Annotated in this window: 11 protein-coding genes; 2 read left to right on the top strand and 9 right to left on the bottom strand. The window is 69.3% G+C overall.

Annotated features, from left to right (window positions below):
• Nucleotides 1-32: 32 nt before the first annotated feature.
• From H6844_11120 to H6844_11140, 5 genes are all read right to left on the bottom strand, one after another.
• Nucleotides 33-299 carry a hypothetical protein gene (locus tag H6844_11120; protein MCB9929947.1) on the bottom strand — a complete coding sequence of 89 codons (267 nt, stop codon included), beginning with the start codon at nucleotides 297-299 and terminating at the stop codon, nucleotides 33-35.
• Nucleotides 296-1,486 (bottom strand): MFS transporter, encoded by a 1,191-nt coding sequence (locus tag H6844_11125; protein ID MCB9929948.1) that lies wholly within the window; start codon nucleotides 1,484-1,486, stop codon nucleotides 296-298. The genes H6844_11120 and H6844_11125 overlap by 4 nt, the downstream gene beginning before the upstream one ends.
• Before the next feature lie 88 nt (nucleotides 1,487-1,574).
• Nucleotides 1,575-2,048 (bottom strand): GNAT family N-acetyltransferase, encoded by a 474-nt coding sequence (locus tag H6844_11130; GenBank protein ID MCB9929949.1) that lies wholly within the window; start codon nucleotides 2,046-2,048, stop codon nucleotides 1,575-1,577.
• Nucleotides 2,049-2,062: 14 nt separating this feature from the next.
• Nucleotides 2,063-3,262, bottom strand: coding sequence for a 3-methylitaconate isomerase (locus H6844_11135; GenBank protein ID MCB9929950.1), 1,200 nt, complete (start codon nucleotides 3,260-3,262; stop codon nucleotides 2,063-2,065).
• Nucleotides 3,263-3,478: 216 nt separating this feature from the next.
• A complete protein-coding gene (locus H6844_11140; GenBank protein ID MCB9929951.1) occupies nucleotides 3,479-5,185 on the bottom strand; it encodes an amidohydrolase family protein in 1,707 nt (568 codons plus the stop codon).
• A 151-nt stretch (nucleotides 5,186-5,336) separates the two neighbouring features.
• On the opposite strand from H6844_11140, the gene H6844_11145 reads away from it, so the two are divergent.
• Together H6844_11145 and H6844_11150 are read left to right on the top strand one after the other, a co-directional pair.
• Nucleotides 5,337-6,560 (top strand): MFS transporter, encoded by a 1,224-nt coding sequence (locus H6844_11145; protein MCB9929952.1) that lies wholly within the window; start codon nucleotides 5,337-5,339, stop codon nucleotides 6,558-6,560.
• Between the two features lie 206 nt (nucleotides 6,561-6,766).
• On the top strand, nucleotides 6,767-10,366 hold the full coding sequence (locus H6844_11150; GenBank protein ID MCB9929953.1) for a hydantoinase B/oxoprolinase family protein: 3,600 nt from the start codon (nucleotides 6,767-6,769) through the stop codon (nucleotides 10,364-10,366).
• A gap of 58 nt (nucleotides 10,367-10,424) precedes the next feature.
• Here the strand turns inward: H6844_11150 and H6844_11155 are convergent, their stop codons facing one another.
• The 4 genes from H6844_11155 to H6844_11170 are packed head-to-tail and all read right to left on the bottom strand — an operon-like array spanning nucleotide 10,425 to nucleotide 13,407.
• On the bottom strand, nucleotides 10,425-11,201 hold the full coding sequence (locus H6844_11155; protein MCB9929954.1) for an SDR family NAD(P)-dependent oxidoreductase: 777 nt from the start codon (nucleotides 11,199-11,201) through the stop codon (nucleotides 10,425-10,427).
• 22 nt (nucleotides 11,202-11,223) lie between these two features.
• Entirely contained in the window at nucleotides 11,224-11,559 is a 336-nt protein-coding gene (locus H6844_11160; GenBank protein ID MCB9929955.1) for a tRNA-binding protein, read from the bottom strand.
• 14 nt (nucleotides 11,560-11,573) lie between these two features.
• Nucleotides 11,574-12,494, bottom strand: a complete 921-nt coding sequence (locus H6844_11165; GenBank protein ID MCB9929956.1) for an aminotransferase class IV — start codon at nucleotides 12,492-12,494, stop codon at nucleotides 11,574-11,576.
• Nucleotides 12,495-12,537: 43 nt separating this feature from the next.
• On the bottom strand, nucleotides 12,538-13,407 hold the full coding sequence (locus H6844_11170) for an LLM class F420-dependent oxidoreductase (protein ID MCB9929957.1): 870 nt from the start codon (nucleotides 13,405-13,407) through the stop codon (nucleotides 12,538-12,540).
• Nucleotides 13,408-13,424 lie beyond the last annotated feature (17 nt).

The following is a 13,424-nucleotide window of genomic DNA, read 5'->3' on the forward strand; positions in this document are numbered from 1 at the left end:
CTCGCCCGCGTTCTCACGCCATGCCGGTGCGATCACGACGCCGGGTTCGGGCTCCCCTTGGCGCGGGACAGGCTGCGGCAGTCGGCACTGGCCCGGTTGTTGGTGTAATTGCCCTCGTCGATGCGCCAGTAGACGGTGTAGTCGCCGGGCCGGGCCTCGGAAATCAGGCGATAGCGGACACAACCGGTGTCGTCGCGGTCGATGGGGACCATCAGCACGCCGGCGCCCAGATACTCGATCTGCGGATTGCGCAGCGCGCCCGCGTGGGAACAGGCGGCGGTAAGCGCCACCAGGGTCATCGCTGCCGATTTCCGCCAAAGAGCCATAGTGCACCTCCGGACAGGGCCGCAAGTGCGGCAATTACCTCGTAGGCGAGATCATACCCCCCTGCGGCTACCACGAAACTAAAGCTCGACGGAAGCATCATCACACCAAAAAATTGTGACGCCGCGCCAAGCCCGGTGGTTTCCGCCGCGCGCTCGGCCCCGCCCATGCGGGCGTATTCGGCAAAGGCGAGGCCGGTATAGCCGCTGGCGGTGGCGCCGGCGCCGATGCAGACCAGGAATATGCCGATCCAGGGCCAGTCGGGCGAGAAGGTCCCCGCCAGAAATGCCATGGCGGCCATGACGAAGCCCATGATGATGAGCATGGTGCGGGCGGGGATCCAGCGGTCGGCGACCACGCCCCAGATCGGGCGCGAGACCACGCCGGATATCTGGTAGGTCGCCAGCATCTGTCCCGCCGCCACCAGGCCGAAGCCGGCCTGGCTGGTGAGGTGGACGCTGGTATAGGCGACGAAGCACAACTGCGTGCCGCCATAGAAAAAGACGGCGGCCGTCAGCACCCGCAGTTCCGGCATGGTCTTCAGCAGCATCAGCGGACCCAGCAGGCCCTTGGCGCCGATGGCATGGGCCGGGTCGCGGTCGGCGTCGTATTCCGGTCGCATCCATTGCAGCAGCAGCAGCATGACCGCCGCCGGCACGATCTGGATGAACAGCGCCGTCTGCCAGCTATAGGCCAGTACCAGCGGCGGCACCAGCAGGCCGCCCAGCACGCCGCCCAGCGGCACGCCGATCTGGCGGACGGAAAACACCAGATTGCGGATGTCGGCGGGCGTGCGCTTCATCAGCAAATGGCTGCTGGTCGGCGCCGTCGCGCCATAGCCGCAGCCGAGCAGCACCGCCGAAAAGGCCAGCGTGCCGAGCGAACTGCCGAGGCTCGCCATCAGCACCATGGCGATGGTGGCCACCATGATGACCTGGCTGACCCGCACCGCGCCATAGCGGTGGATGAAGCTGGGGCTGAACATGGCCGAGACCATGCCGCAACCATAGACGGCGGAGATGAACAGGCCGACATATTCGCCCGGCACCTGTAACTCCTTCGAGATGGAAGGGGCGGCGGCGGCCACGGAAAAGGCGGCCATGGTCGCCAGCGTTTGCACGAAAAGCGCCGAGATCAGCGGCACATAGGGGATGCGGGACATACGGTCTGCCCGGGGGAGGCCCCCCCGTGAAAGAGAAAGCGCGTCGGATGACCCTGCCGCGGAGCGGGGCTCCTGCCACGGTGCGGGGCTAGAGAGCCAGGGTCATGAAGACACTGTGGGGGGTATCGACATAATCGGCAAACGGCCCGCAGGCAACAAAACCATGACGTGCGTAGAGGCGGCGCGAGGCGGCATAGCCGTCCTGCACCCCGGTTTCGAGCCAGAGGCGGCGATAGCCGCGGCGGCGGGACTCGGCGATCAGGTGGCCCAGCATGGCCGCGGCCACGCCCTTGCCGCGATGGGCGGCGGCGGTGTGCATGGCCTTGATTTCGCCCTCGCTTTCGCCCTCGCTTTCGGGAGAGGCAAGCGCTTTCAGCCCGCCCATGCCGACCAGCGCGCCATTCTCCCAGGCCGACCAGACGGTGACGCCCGGCGCGCGCATGCCGTCGGCGTTGAGGGCATGAATGGCCTCCGGTGGGGAATAGACGGCGGAGTTGGCGAGATGGGCGGCGACCAGAGCCTGAATCTCCGGGCCGGACAGGTCGTCCTCGCGGATGGTCAGCGCCACGGGCAGGGTCACTCCGCGGCGAGGTCGAGATGCTCGGCCCAGGCGGGGACGTAGACCTGGCCCTCCATGATGCGCCTTGCGGTGCGCGCGACGGTGGCGCGGGTGGCGTGCCAGGTGTTGCCGCGCAGTTCCACCCTGGCCTCGGTCTCGATCACGCCGGCCGGGTGGCCGAAATGGGTGGCGAGCCGGTCCTGGCATTCCGGCCGGGCCGCCTCGTGCACGATGGTGCCGGGCAGTTTCGAGGCGACGCCGGTGCAGACCGTGGAGGTGCCGGCGTAGGTCTTGTGCATCTGCTGCATGAACATCAGGCGGGTGAGGAAGTCGCATTCCTCCGCATGCACCTGGCGGTTCTGCAGCACGTTCCAATAATCCTGCGGCGGCGCGATCATGCCGAGAATGGGCGTCGCCGGCGTCTCGCGGGTGGCATTGGCCGGATCGTCGACCATGCCCATGCGGTGGGCCGCCTGGCTGCGAATGCGCTCCAGCAGGTCGCGGAGATCGGTGTTGGCGTCGATCTCGGCCGCAGTCTCCGTGCCGCGGATGCCGACATCGGCGGCGCGGACGAAGACATGGGCGTTGCCGCAGTCGACCAGCGACGCCTGGATCGGGCCGAAGCCCGGCACGTCCAGCGTGTCGACGGCGTTGCCGGTGGGCAGCAGGCCGCCGATGCTCCGGCCGGCGCTGGAGCCGCCGGTGGCAGCCAGGTCCAGCACGATCTTGGCGCCGGTGCCGGGGACGCCCGGCATGACGAAACCGCCGGTCTCCAAGGGCCTTCCGTTCTTCGTCGGCACTTCGGCCAGCAGCACGGCGTCGAGATTGCGGTTGTAGATGCGGACATGGGTGACCGGGTCGGTGGGCGCGACCATGTTCTCCCAGAGCGCGAACGCCGCGACGCCGGCGGTGAGGTTGCCGCACAAGGAATGGTAGTCCACGTGCGGCTGGTCCAGCTCCACCTGGCCGAAGGTGTAGGTCAGGTCGCAGCCGGCGGCATGCGGCTTGTCCTTGGGCGGCGGGCCGATGATGCAGCATTTGGAGGTGAGCGGGTCGGCGCCGCCGAGGCCGTCGATCTGGCGTTTGTCCGGCGAGCCGAAAATGCCGAGAATGGTGCGGTCGCGCCGGGCCGGGTCGCGCGGCAGGTCGCTTTCCTTGAGATAGATGCCCTTGGACGTGCCGCCGCGGATGATCCAGGCGCGGATGGGGTGGGACATGGGGGAAGGTCCTACGATCGGGATCGGTGCTGGGGGGATGCTGATGGCGGGGCTATTGTGTCCCGGAGCCTGCGGAGCAGGCATCCGGGATCGGTTGCGGCGGGCGAACACCGGCGCGGGCGGTGTGCGAAGGAGGACACCGGCCCCGGGTCTCGGCTCCGCCTCGCCCGGGGAACATCCCGCCAGAAGAGATGGGCGAGGTGAGGGCGCACAAGTTTACGCGCTCCGCAGCAGGCGGCCGGGGAGGGCGCCGGTGGCCTCACCATTGCGCCAGGTGACGGTGCCGGCGACCAGGGTGGCGTCGATGCCGTCGGAGCGTTGCAGGATGCGCTTGCCGCCGGCGGGCAGGTCGTAATGCACCTCCGGTCCGCGCAGGCGCAGGCGGTCGTAGTCGATCACGTTGATGTCCGCACGCAGGCCGGGGGCGATGCGGCCGCGGTCGGCCAGCCCCATGGCGCGGGCGTTCGCCTCGGTCAGGCGGTGCACCATGGCCTCGATCCCGTGCCTGGGGCCGCGCGAGCGGTCGCGGGTCCAGTGGCTCAGCGTGTGGGCCATGTCGGTCGCATCGCACATGATGCCCACATGCGCCCCGCCGTCGCCGAGGCCGATCAGCGTGTGCGGATGGCCCAGCATCTCGTAAACCGCGGCCATGTCGCCGCCGGCGTAGTTGGTCATCGGGTGATAGAGCACGCCGCGGCCGTCGTTCGCCAGCATGCGGTCATAGGCGAGCGCCGCCGGGTCCACGCCCTCGCGCTCGGCCTGGGCCGCGATGCTGGTGGACGGGTCCGGCTCGTATTCCGCCGGGTCGCCGAGGACGTAGAGGTTGGCCCAGTCGCGCAGGCGCCGGACCTGGCCGCGGGTGCCGCCGGGCTCGGCCAGCAGGCGGGCGCGGAAGGCGGGGTCACGCAGGATGGCGACGCGCTCGGCCAGCGGCAGCGGTGTCAGGTCCTGCCAGCTCGGGCAGCCAAGGAACGGGTTTTCGGAGAGTTCGAAGCCCAGCAGCGTGCTGGTGGGCCGTCCCCGGATCTGGCCGTAGATCGGCAGGCCGTCGGCATTGGCAGCGTCGACGCGGGCGAGCAGGTCGCGCCATTGCTCGGGATAGCGGTGGGTTTGCAACAGCGTGAAGGTGAGGGGGCGACCGGAACACTCGACCAGCCGCCTGAGCAGCGCGAATTCCGCGTCGATGGCCTCGCCATAGTCGCCAACCACCTGGAGCCAGCCGCGGCCGGTCCGGCCGATGGCGGCGGCGATCTCCACCAGTTCCGCCTCGGCCGCGCCGTATGAGGGGATGGGCTCGCCCTCGGCGGTGCGGTGCTGCAACAGGCGCGAGGTGGAAAAACCGAACGCGCCGGCGCGCACGCCCTCTGCCGCGAGCCGGGCCATGGCGGCGCGGTCGTCGGCGGTGGCCTCTTCCCGGTTCGCGCCGCGCTCGCCCATGACGAAGACGCGCAGTGCGGCGTGCGGCACCTGGGTCGCCACGTCGACGTCGAAGCGGCGGGCGGCGAGCGTGTCCAGATAGTCGGGGAAGCTGGCCCAGGTCCAGGGCAAGCCCTCCTTCATCACGACTTCGGGAATGTCCTCCACCCCTTCCATCAGCGAGATCAGCCGGTCGTGATCCTCGGGGCGGACGGGCGCGAAGCCGACGCCGCAATTGCCCATCAGCACGGTGGTGACGCCGTTGCAGGAGGACGGCAGGATCTGGCTCGCCCAGGTGGCCTGGGCGTCGTAATGGGTGTGCACGTCGACAAAGCCCGGCGTGACCAGCCGGCCGCGCGCGTCGATCTCCTCGCGCCCGCTGGCGGGGACTTGACCGACGACGGTGATGCGGCCGCCGGAGACCGCCACGTCTGCCTCCCGCATCGGCCCGCCGGAGCCATCGACCACGGTGCCGCCGCGGATGACCAGATCCGGTTGTTCGCTCATGACTGTCTGTTTCCTTGCGCGCCGTCGTGCCCGATCAGGAAGCGGCGTTTCCGGGACTTCGTCAACCGGCAGGCGTTGGGAGCATTGCCGCGGGGGCCGGCAAGGCCCTACCATTTGCCGATTGCTCCGTCCCGATAAGGACCTCCCGATCATGTTCTACGGCTGGCGCGTGGTTGGCGTCTGCTTCGTCGCGGCCGTGTTCACCTGGGGGCTGGGGGTGTTCGGCGGTAGCGTCTATCTGAGCGAAATCCGCGCCGCCCATGGCTGGCCGACGGCGCTGGTGTCTTCGGCGCTGACGGTGTTCTACCTGACCAACGCGGTCTCGCTGCCGGCGGTCGGCTGGTGCATCGACCGCTGGGGCTCGCGCCTGGTAATGGCCACCGGCGTGCTGCTGCTGGCGGCCGGCGTGGTGGCGGTGGGGCGGCTGGAGGCGGTCTGGCAGTTGTACGGCGCCTTCCTCTGCATGGGTCTCGGCTATGCCACCATGTCGGTGACGGGGCTGAGCGCTACCATTGCCCCCTGGTTCGAGCGGCACCAGGGCCGCAGTATCGCACTCGCCCTGACCGGCGCGAGCTTCGGCGCGATGCTGGTGGTGCCGCTGCTGGTGTTCGCCATTGCCGGCCTGGGCTTCGGCCCGGCGACGCTGCTGGCCGCGGCGGTGCTGGTGGCGGTGATGACGCCGCTGGCGCTGGTGGTGCTGCGGGTGCGGCGGCCGGCGGATCTGGGGTTGGAGCGCGACGGCGACCCGCTGGGGGGCTCGCACGCGGTCGGCGGCAAGGCGGGCGGGGGGGCCTCGGAGCCGCCGCGGGCGGCGGTGCGCTCGCTCAGGCTCTGGAGCGTGGCCCTTGGCTTCGCGCTGGGTCTGCTGGTGCAGGTGGGCTTTCTGACCCACCACTACGCCCTGGCCGAGCCGATGATCGGGGCGGAGGCGGCGGGCCTGCTGGTGGGGGCGACCGGGTTCATGGGGTTCATGGGCCGGCTGGTGCTGGCCCGCGTCATCGACCGGGTGAACCCGCGGCGCTACACCATGGGCGTGCTGGCGGTGCAGGCGGTGGTGCTGGCCGCGTTCGCGCTCTGGCCGGGCGTGGCGGTGCTGGTGCCGGTGAGCCTGATCTATGGCTTCTGCCTGGGGCAGATCACGACGCTCTCGCCCATCGTCGTGCGGCGCGAGTTCGGGGCGGAGGCGTTCGGCGTGGTCTATGGCGTCGCCGGCACGGCGATCCAGTTCTGCTCGGCGTTCGGGCCGGTGTTCTATGGCGTGCTGGTGGGGTGGTTCGGCGGCTATGCCGGCGTGCTGGGCGTTGCCGCAGGGTTCGAACTGGCCGCGCTGGCCGTGCTGGCGTTGGGGATGATTGGAGGGAAACGGCGCGGCTGACGGGCGATGCGCGCGCGGTTCCAACCGCAAGTCCGTCCCCCTGGTGTCGGACCGACCGGGGCCGCGGCGTATACCCTGTTCCTGCGAATTCGAAGGGGCGCGGATCGGGTTTTGGCCTCGGGCGAGGGCGTTTGCTCGTATTGCCGAACGGCCCCGCTCATGGCAGACACATCTGATTCGGTTTCTATAATTCGGCGAGCACCCCCATGTCCGACAAACAGTGGCAGTTCTGGATCGACCGCGGCGGCACCTTCACCGACATCGTCGCCCAGACGCCGGACGGCGCGCTCGTCACCCACAAGCTGCTGTCGGAGAACCCGGAACGCTATCCGGACGCCGCCACCCAGGGCATTCGCGACCTGTTGGGCGTGGCCACCGGCGACCCGATCCCGGCCGAGCGCATCGCCGCCGTCAAGATGGGCACCACCGTCGGCACCAACGCCCTGCTGGAGCGCAAGGGCGAGCGGGTGGTGCTGGCCATCACCAAGGGCTTCCGCGACCAGCTCCGCATCGCCTACCAGAACCGGCCGAAGCTGTTCGACCTGAACATCCGACTGCCGGAACTGCTCTACCGCGACGTGGTCGAGGTGCCGGAGCGCCTCGCCGCCAATGGCGACGTGGTCGCGCCCCTGGACGAGGCCGCCACCCGCGCCGGGCTCCAGGCCGCCTATGACGGCGGCTATCGCGCCATCGCCATCGTGCTGATGCACGCCTACCGCCACACCGCCCACGAGGCGCGGGTGGCGGACATCGCGCGCGCCATCGGCTTCACCCAGGTTTCCGCCAGCCACGAGGTCAGCCCGCTCATCAAGCTGGTCTCCCGCGGCGATACCGCGGTGGTGGATGCCTATCTCTCGCCCATCCTGCGCCGCTATGTCGACCAGGTGGCGGCCGACCTGGGCGACGCGGCGCTGCAATTCATGCAGTCCAATGGCGGCCTGGTTGCGGCCGAGCGCTTCCAGGGCAAGGACTGCATCGTCTCTGGACCGGCCGGCGGCGTGGTCGGCGCGGCGCGGGCCGCCGCCATGGCCGGATTCGAGCGCATTATCGGCTTCGACATGGGCGGCACCTCCACCGATGTCAGCCACTATGCCGGCGCCTACGAGCGCGCGTTCGAGACGCTGGTGGCCGGCGTGCGCATGCGCGCGCCGATGATGCAGATCCACACCGTCGCCGCCGGCGGCGGCTCGATCCTGGTGTTCGACGGCCAGCGCTACCGGGTCGGGCCGGAGAGCGCCGGCGCCAATCCCGGCCCCGCCAGCTATCGCCGCGGCGGGCCGCTGACGGTGACCGACGCCAACGTCATGCTGGGCCGGGTCCAGGCCGACTATTTCCCGCACGTGTTCGGCCCGGACGGCAACGCGCCGCTCGACTTCCACACCGTCAAGCGCCAGTTCGAGCGCCTGGCCGCGCGCATCCACGGCGAGACCGGCGACACCCGCTCGCCGGAACAGGTGGCGGAGGGCTTCCTCACCATCGCCATCGACAACATGGCCAACGCCATTCGCGAGATCAGCGTGCGCCGCGGCTATGACGTGACCCGCTACACGCTCTGCGCCTTCGGTGGCGCCGGCGGCCAGCATGTCTGCCGCATCGCCGACGCGCTGGGCATGACCAGCGTCTTCCTGCACCCGTTCGCGGGCGTGCTCTCGGCCTACGGCATGGGCCTCGCCGACCTGCGCGTGGTGCGCGAGCAAAGCGTCGAGGCGGTGCTGTCCGATGCGGCCCTGGCCGAGATCGAGGCCACGCTTGCCAGCCTCTCCGAAGCGGGCGAGGCGGAAATGGCGGCCCAGGGCCTGCCGCCCGCCCGCCGCCGCACCGAATACCGGCTGCACCTGCGCTATGAGGGCACGGATTCCTCGCTGGAAATCCCCTTTGCCGCCGACGTCAGGGCGCTCCGTGAGGCGTTCGAGGCGGCGCACAAGCAGCGCTTCGGCTTCGTCATGCCCGAAAAGGCCCTGGTCGCCGCCACCGCCGTCGCCGAGGTCATCGGCGAGACCGAAGTGGCCGAGGAACCGACCCTGCCGCTGGCTCCCGCCGAGGCCTGGCCGCTCTCGCGCCGTCCGGTCTGGGCCGGCGGGCGCTGGCAGAATGTGCCGTTCTATGAGCGCGACGGCCTCACCCCCGGCACCACGGTCGACGGCCCGGCGGTGATCCTGGAAGCGACCGGCACCACCGTGCTGGAGCCCGGCTGGCAGGCGCGCATGACCGAACGCCAACACCTGGTTCTCACCCGCGTCGAGGAATTGCAGCGCGACCACGCCATCGGCACCGAGGCCGACCCGGTGCGCCTCGAACTGTTCAACAACCTGTTCATGTCCATTGCCGAGCAGATGGGCGCGGCGCTGGAAAACACCGCCTATTCCGTCAACATCAAGGAACGGTTGGATTTTTCCTGCGCGATCTTCGATCCGGACGGCTATCTCTGCGCCAACGCCCCGCACATGCCGGTGCATCTGGGCAGCATGGGCCAGGCGGTGCGCTCGATCATCCGCACGCGCGCGGCGACCATGAAGCCGGGCGACGTCTTCGCCCAGAACGCGCCCTACAACGGCGGTACCCACCTGCCCGACATCACCGTGATCGCGCCGGTGTTCGAGAACGGCGCGGTCATTTTCTATGTCGCGAGCCGCGGCCATCACGCCGATATCGGCGGCAAAACCCCCGGCTCGATGCCGCCGGACTCGACCCATATCGAGGAAGAGGGCGTCCTGATCGACGATTTCCTGCTGGTGGACGGCGGCCGCTTCTGCGAGGCGGAGTTGCGCGCCCTGCTCGCCAGCGGCCGCTATCCCAGCCGCAACCTGGACCAGAACATCGCCGACCTCCGCGCCCAGATCGCCGCCTGTGAGCGGGGCATTCAGGAGGTGCGGGGCATGGTGGGCCAGTTCGGCCTCGACGTGGTCCAGGCCTATATGCGCCATGTCCAGGACAATGCGGAGGAGCAGGTCCGCCGCGTCATCGACCGCCTCGGCGATGGCTCTTTCCGCTATGAGCTGGACGACGGCAGCCATGTGCAGGTGGCGGTCTCGGTCGACCGCACGGCACGGACGGCCAGGGTCGACTTTACCGGCACCAGCCCGCAGCAACCCTCGAACTTCAACGCCCCCAGCGCGGTGGCGCGGGCGGCGGTGCTCTATGTCTTCCGCTGCCTGGTCGCAGACGACATCCCGCTGAACGACGGCGTGCTGAAGCCGCTGGAGATCGTCATTCCCGAAGGCTGCATGCTGAACCCCACCTATCCCGCCGCCGTGGTGGCCGGCAATGTCGAGACCTCGCAGGTGGTCACCGACACCCTGTTCGGCGCGTTGCAGGTGATGGGCGCGGCCCAGGGCACGATGAACAACTTCACCTTCGGCAATGATCGCTACCAGTATTACGAGACCATTTGCGGCGGCAGCGGTGCGGGGCCGGACTTCGACGGCACCTCGGCCGTGCATACCCACATGACCAACACCCGCCTGACCGACCCGGAAATCCTGGAATGGCGCTTTCCCGTGCGCCTGGAGAGCTTCGAAATCCGCCATGGCTCCGGCGGTGCGGGAAACCACCGGGGCGGCGACGGCATTGTCCGGAAGGTACGGTTCCTGGAGCCGATGACGGCGGCCATTCTCTCCAACCACCGCCGCGTGCCGCCCTATGGCATGGCGGGCGGCGAGCCCGGCAAGGTCGGCGAGACCTATGTCATCCGCACCGACGGCACCCGCGAAGACCTGGGCGGCCAGGGCCAGGCCGAGATGGCCACAGGCGACACGTTCGTGATCGAAACGCCGGGCGGCGGCGGCTATGGGACCGGCGGCGCCTGACTCTCATCGGGACCGGTCCCGGTTCACCGCTCTGCGGTGACCGGGATACGGGAAGCTCTCAATCGTCCCGGGGCACGGTGAAGTCGGGGGAGCCGATATAGCCGCGGTTCCAGACGGGCGAGATGTGAACCTCGTTCATGCAGACATGCGGCGGCATTTGGGCGATGAACAGGATGGTGTTGCCGACATCCTCCTCCTGCACCATGCGGGCACGCTCCACCGGGCTCGGCGGCTTCGGGCGTTTGTCGAGGATCTCCGTGGCCACCTCGCCGGGGCAGAGGGCGCAGGCGCGGATGCCCATATGCGCGTGCTCGTCGTTGATGCTCTCGTTCATCACGTTCAGGCCGTGCTTGGCCGAGGCATAGGCAAAGCCGCTGACGCCGCCGCTGCGGCCCTGGCTCGCCATGGACGAGACGTTGATGATCAGGCCGTCGCGCTGCGCCCGCATCGGCTTCAGCGCGGCGTGGCAGACGTTGAAGGCGCCCTTCAGGTCGACATCGACGACGATGTGAAAATTCTCCTGGTCGATGTCGCGCCAGCGGCGGATCGGCCGGTTCAGGCCGGCGCTGTTCACCACCATGTCGAGCCGGCCGTGCGCCGCCACGATGCGGTCGACAAGCGCATAGCAGCCGTCGGCGTCCAGGATATCGAGCGGGGCCACTTCGGCCTTGCCGCCGGCCTCGCGAATGGTGGCGGCGACGGCTTCCAGTTCCGGCACGCGGCGGCCGGAGAGATAGACGACCGCGCCGGCCGCGGCCAGCGCCTTGGCGCCCGCGCGGCCGATGCCGGTGCCGGCGCCGGTGACCCAGGCGATTTTTCCGTCGATGGATTGCATGGCGTTTCCTCTGCGTTTGCGATCAGTGCATGCGGCCGCCGTCGGGCACGGCCTGGTCGGGGCTGAGCAGGACGACGGCGCCGTCCGCATCGGGCACGCCCAGCACCAGCACCTCGCTCATGACCTTGCCGATCTGGCGGGGCGGGAAGTTGACCACGGCCATGACCTGCCGGCCGATCAGGCTTTCCGGCGTGTAGTGCACGGTGATCTGGGCGGAACTTTTCTTGATGCCGATCTCCGGCCCGAAGTCGATCTCCAGCTTGATCGCCGGCTTGCGCGCCTCCGGATAGGGCTCCGCGTTGACGACGGTGCCGACGCGGATGTCGACCTTCAGAAAATCGTCGAATGCGATGGTCATGGGAAGCGGCTCTCTCAAGGCTGGCGGGTGTCTTCGTCGAGCAGCCCCTTATAGAGAGCCTGCAGGCGCTCGACCATAGGGCCGCGGCAGCCACTGCCGATCCGGCGGCCGTCGATCGTGCCGACGGGGGCGACGCCGGCAAAGGTGCCGGTGACGAACGCCTCGTCGGCGGAATAGACGTCGGTCAGGCTGAAATTCCGCTCCCGCGCGGGGATGCCGTTTCGGCGGCAGAGGTCGAGCACGTTGGCCCGCGTGATGCCGCCCAGGCAATAATCGCCGGTCGAGGTCCAGACCTCGCCCTTTTTCACGATGAAGAAATGCACGCTGTTGCAGGTGGCGACGAAGCCCAGCGGGTCGAGCATCAGCGCCTCGTCGGCGCCGGCCTTGGCGGCCTGGATGCAGGCGAGAATGCAGTTCAGCTTGGAATGGCTGTTCAGCTTCGGGTCCTGCACGTCCGCCGGCCCGCGCCGCACATGGACGGTGAAGAGCGACAGCGGCCGGGTCGCGGTTTCCGGCGTCGGCGTTTTCCATTCCGGAATGATGACCACGGTCGGCGGCGAGACGGTGACGCGCGGGTCCTGGTAGGGCGTCGCCTTGATGCCGCGCGAGATCATCAGGCGGATGTGCACGCCGCTGGCGCCCTGCATGCCGTTGGCGTCGCAAATCGCCTGGATGCGCGCCGTCAGCGCCGCCGGCGACAGGCCGATGTCGAGGTCGATGGCCTTGGCGCCCTCGTAGAGCCGCTCCAGGTGCTGGCCCAGAAAGGCCAGGTGGCCGTCATGCAGGCGAATGCCCTCCCACACGCCGTCGCCCAGGATGAAGCCCGAGTCGAACACCGAGACCACGGCCTCGGCCCGGCATTTGTGCTCGCCGTTGACGCAGATGAGGATGTCGGCGTTGCGGGGGTCGTCCCGGTAGGCATGGGTGGCGGTCATGGGCGCGGGCTTTCGGGCAGGGCGTCTGAAGAGGGAGGGCGGCTCAGGCGCCGGTCCAGGCTTCGCGGAAGCGTTGCAGCGCTTCCAGATGCTGGGTCCAGCTTGTGTAGCCCTGGCCCAGGGTCTGGATGCTGATATGGGTGGCGCCGAGCGCCTGCCAGCGCCGGGCGTCCGCGACCCAGCGGTCGACGTCGTTGCCGGCGCAATAGACCGTGGCGTCGACGCCGAACCGGCTCTTGTCGCGGCCGAATTCCTCCAGATAGCGCCAGACGCGCTCCATCCGGCCCTCGGTCTTGTCGTCGAGGGGCATGCGCGGGAAGAAGCCGTCCATGAGCCGGCAGACCCGCTCGATCGCCACCGGGCGGAAGGCGCCGCCCCAGAGCGGGATCGGCCGCTGCACCGGCAACGGGTTCAGGCCGGCGTCGCGGATGCGGTGGTCCTGTCCCTCGAACGTGACGAGGTCGCGGGTCCAGAGCTGGCGCAGCACCTCGACCTGCTCCTCCATACGGCGGCCGCGGGTGGAGAAGTCGGCGTTCAGCGCCTCGTACTCGACCGCGTTCCAGCCGATGCCGACGCCCAGGCGCAGGCGGCCGCCGCTCAGCACGTCGACCTCCGCCGCCTGCTTGGCGAGCAGGGCGGTCTGCCGTTGCGGCAGGATGACGATGCCGGTGACCAGTTGCAGCCGCCGGGTGGCGGCGGCAAGGAAGCCCATCAGCACCAAGGGCTCGTGGAATTTGTGGGTGTGGTCGTAAGGGCCGCTCCAGTCCGGGCGGGCGGAGAGACCGGCGCCCAGCACATGGTCGAAGGTCAGCAGATGACGATAGCCGAGGGCCTCGACGGTCTGGGCATAGTCGCGGATGGCACCGGGGTCCGGGGCGATCTCGGGCGCGGGAAAGACGACGCCGACTTGCATGGGATGGTCTCCTTTGG

The organism is Alphaproteobacteria bacterium, assembly GCA_020638555.1.
Lineage (GTDB): Bacteria > Pseudomonadota > Alphaproteobacteria > Bin95 > Bin95 > JACKII01.

Bases quoted from the DNA above. Each gene is read 5' to 3' on its own strand.
- H6844_11120 (MCB9929947.1), bottom strand. From the start codon at position 299: ATGACCCTGGTGGCGCTTACCGCCGCCTGTTCCCACGCGGGCGCGCTG.
- H6844_11125 (MCB9929948.1), bottom strand. From the start codon at position 1,486: ATGTCCCGCATCCCCTATGTGCCGCTGATCTCGGCGCTTTTCGTGCAA.
- H6844_11135 (MCB9929950.1), bottom strand. From the start codon at position 3,262: ATGTCCCACCCCATCCGCGCCTGGATCATCCGCGGCGGCACGTCCAAG.
- H6844_11140 (MCB9929951.1), bottom strand. From the start codon at position 5,185: ATGAGCGAACAACCGGATCTGGTCATCCGCGGCGGCACCGTGGTCGAT.
- H6844_11145 (MCB9929952.1), top strand. From the start codon at position 5,337: ATGTTCTACGGCTGGCGCGTGGTTGGCGTCTGCTTCGTCGCGGCCGTG.
- H6844_11150 (MCB9929953.1), top strand. From the start codon at position 6,767: ATGTCCGACAAACAGTGGCAGTTCTGGATCGACCGCGGCGGCACCTTC.
- H6844_11155 (MCB9929954.1), bottom strand. From the start codon at position 11,201: ATGCAATCCATCGACGGAAAAATCGCCTGGGTCACCGGCGCCGGCACC.
- H6844_11160 (MCB9929955.1), bottom strand. From the start codon at position 11,559: ATGACCATCGCATTCGACGATTTTCTGAAGGTCGACATCCGCGTCGGC.
- H6844_11165 (MCB9929956.1), bottom strand. From the start codon at position 12,494: ATGACCGCCACCCATGCCTACCGGGACGACCCCCGCAACGCCGACATC.
- H6844_11170 (MCB9929957.1), bottom strand. From the start codon at position 13,407: ATGCAAGTCGGCGTCGTCTTTCCCGCGCCCGAGATCGCCCCGGACCCC.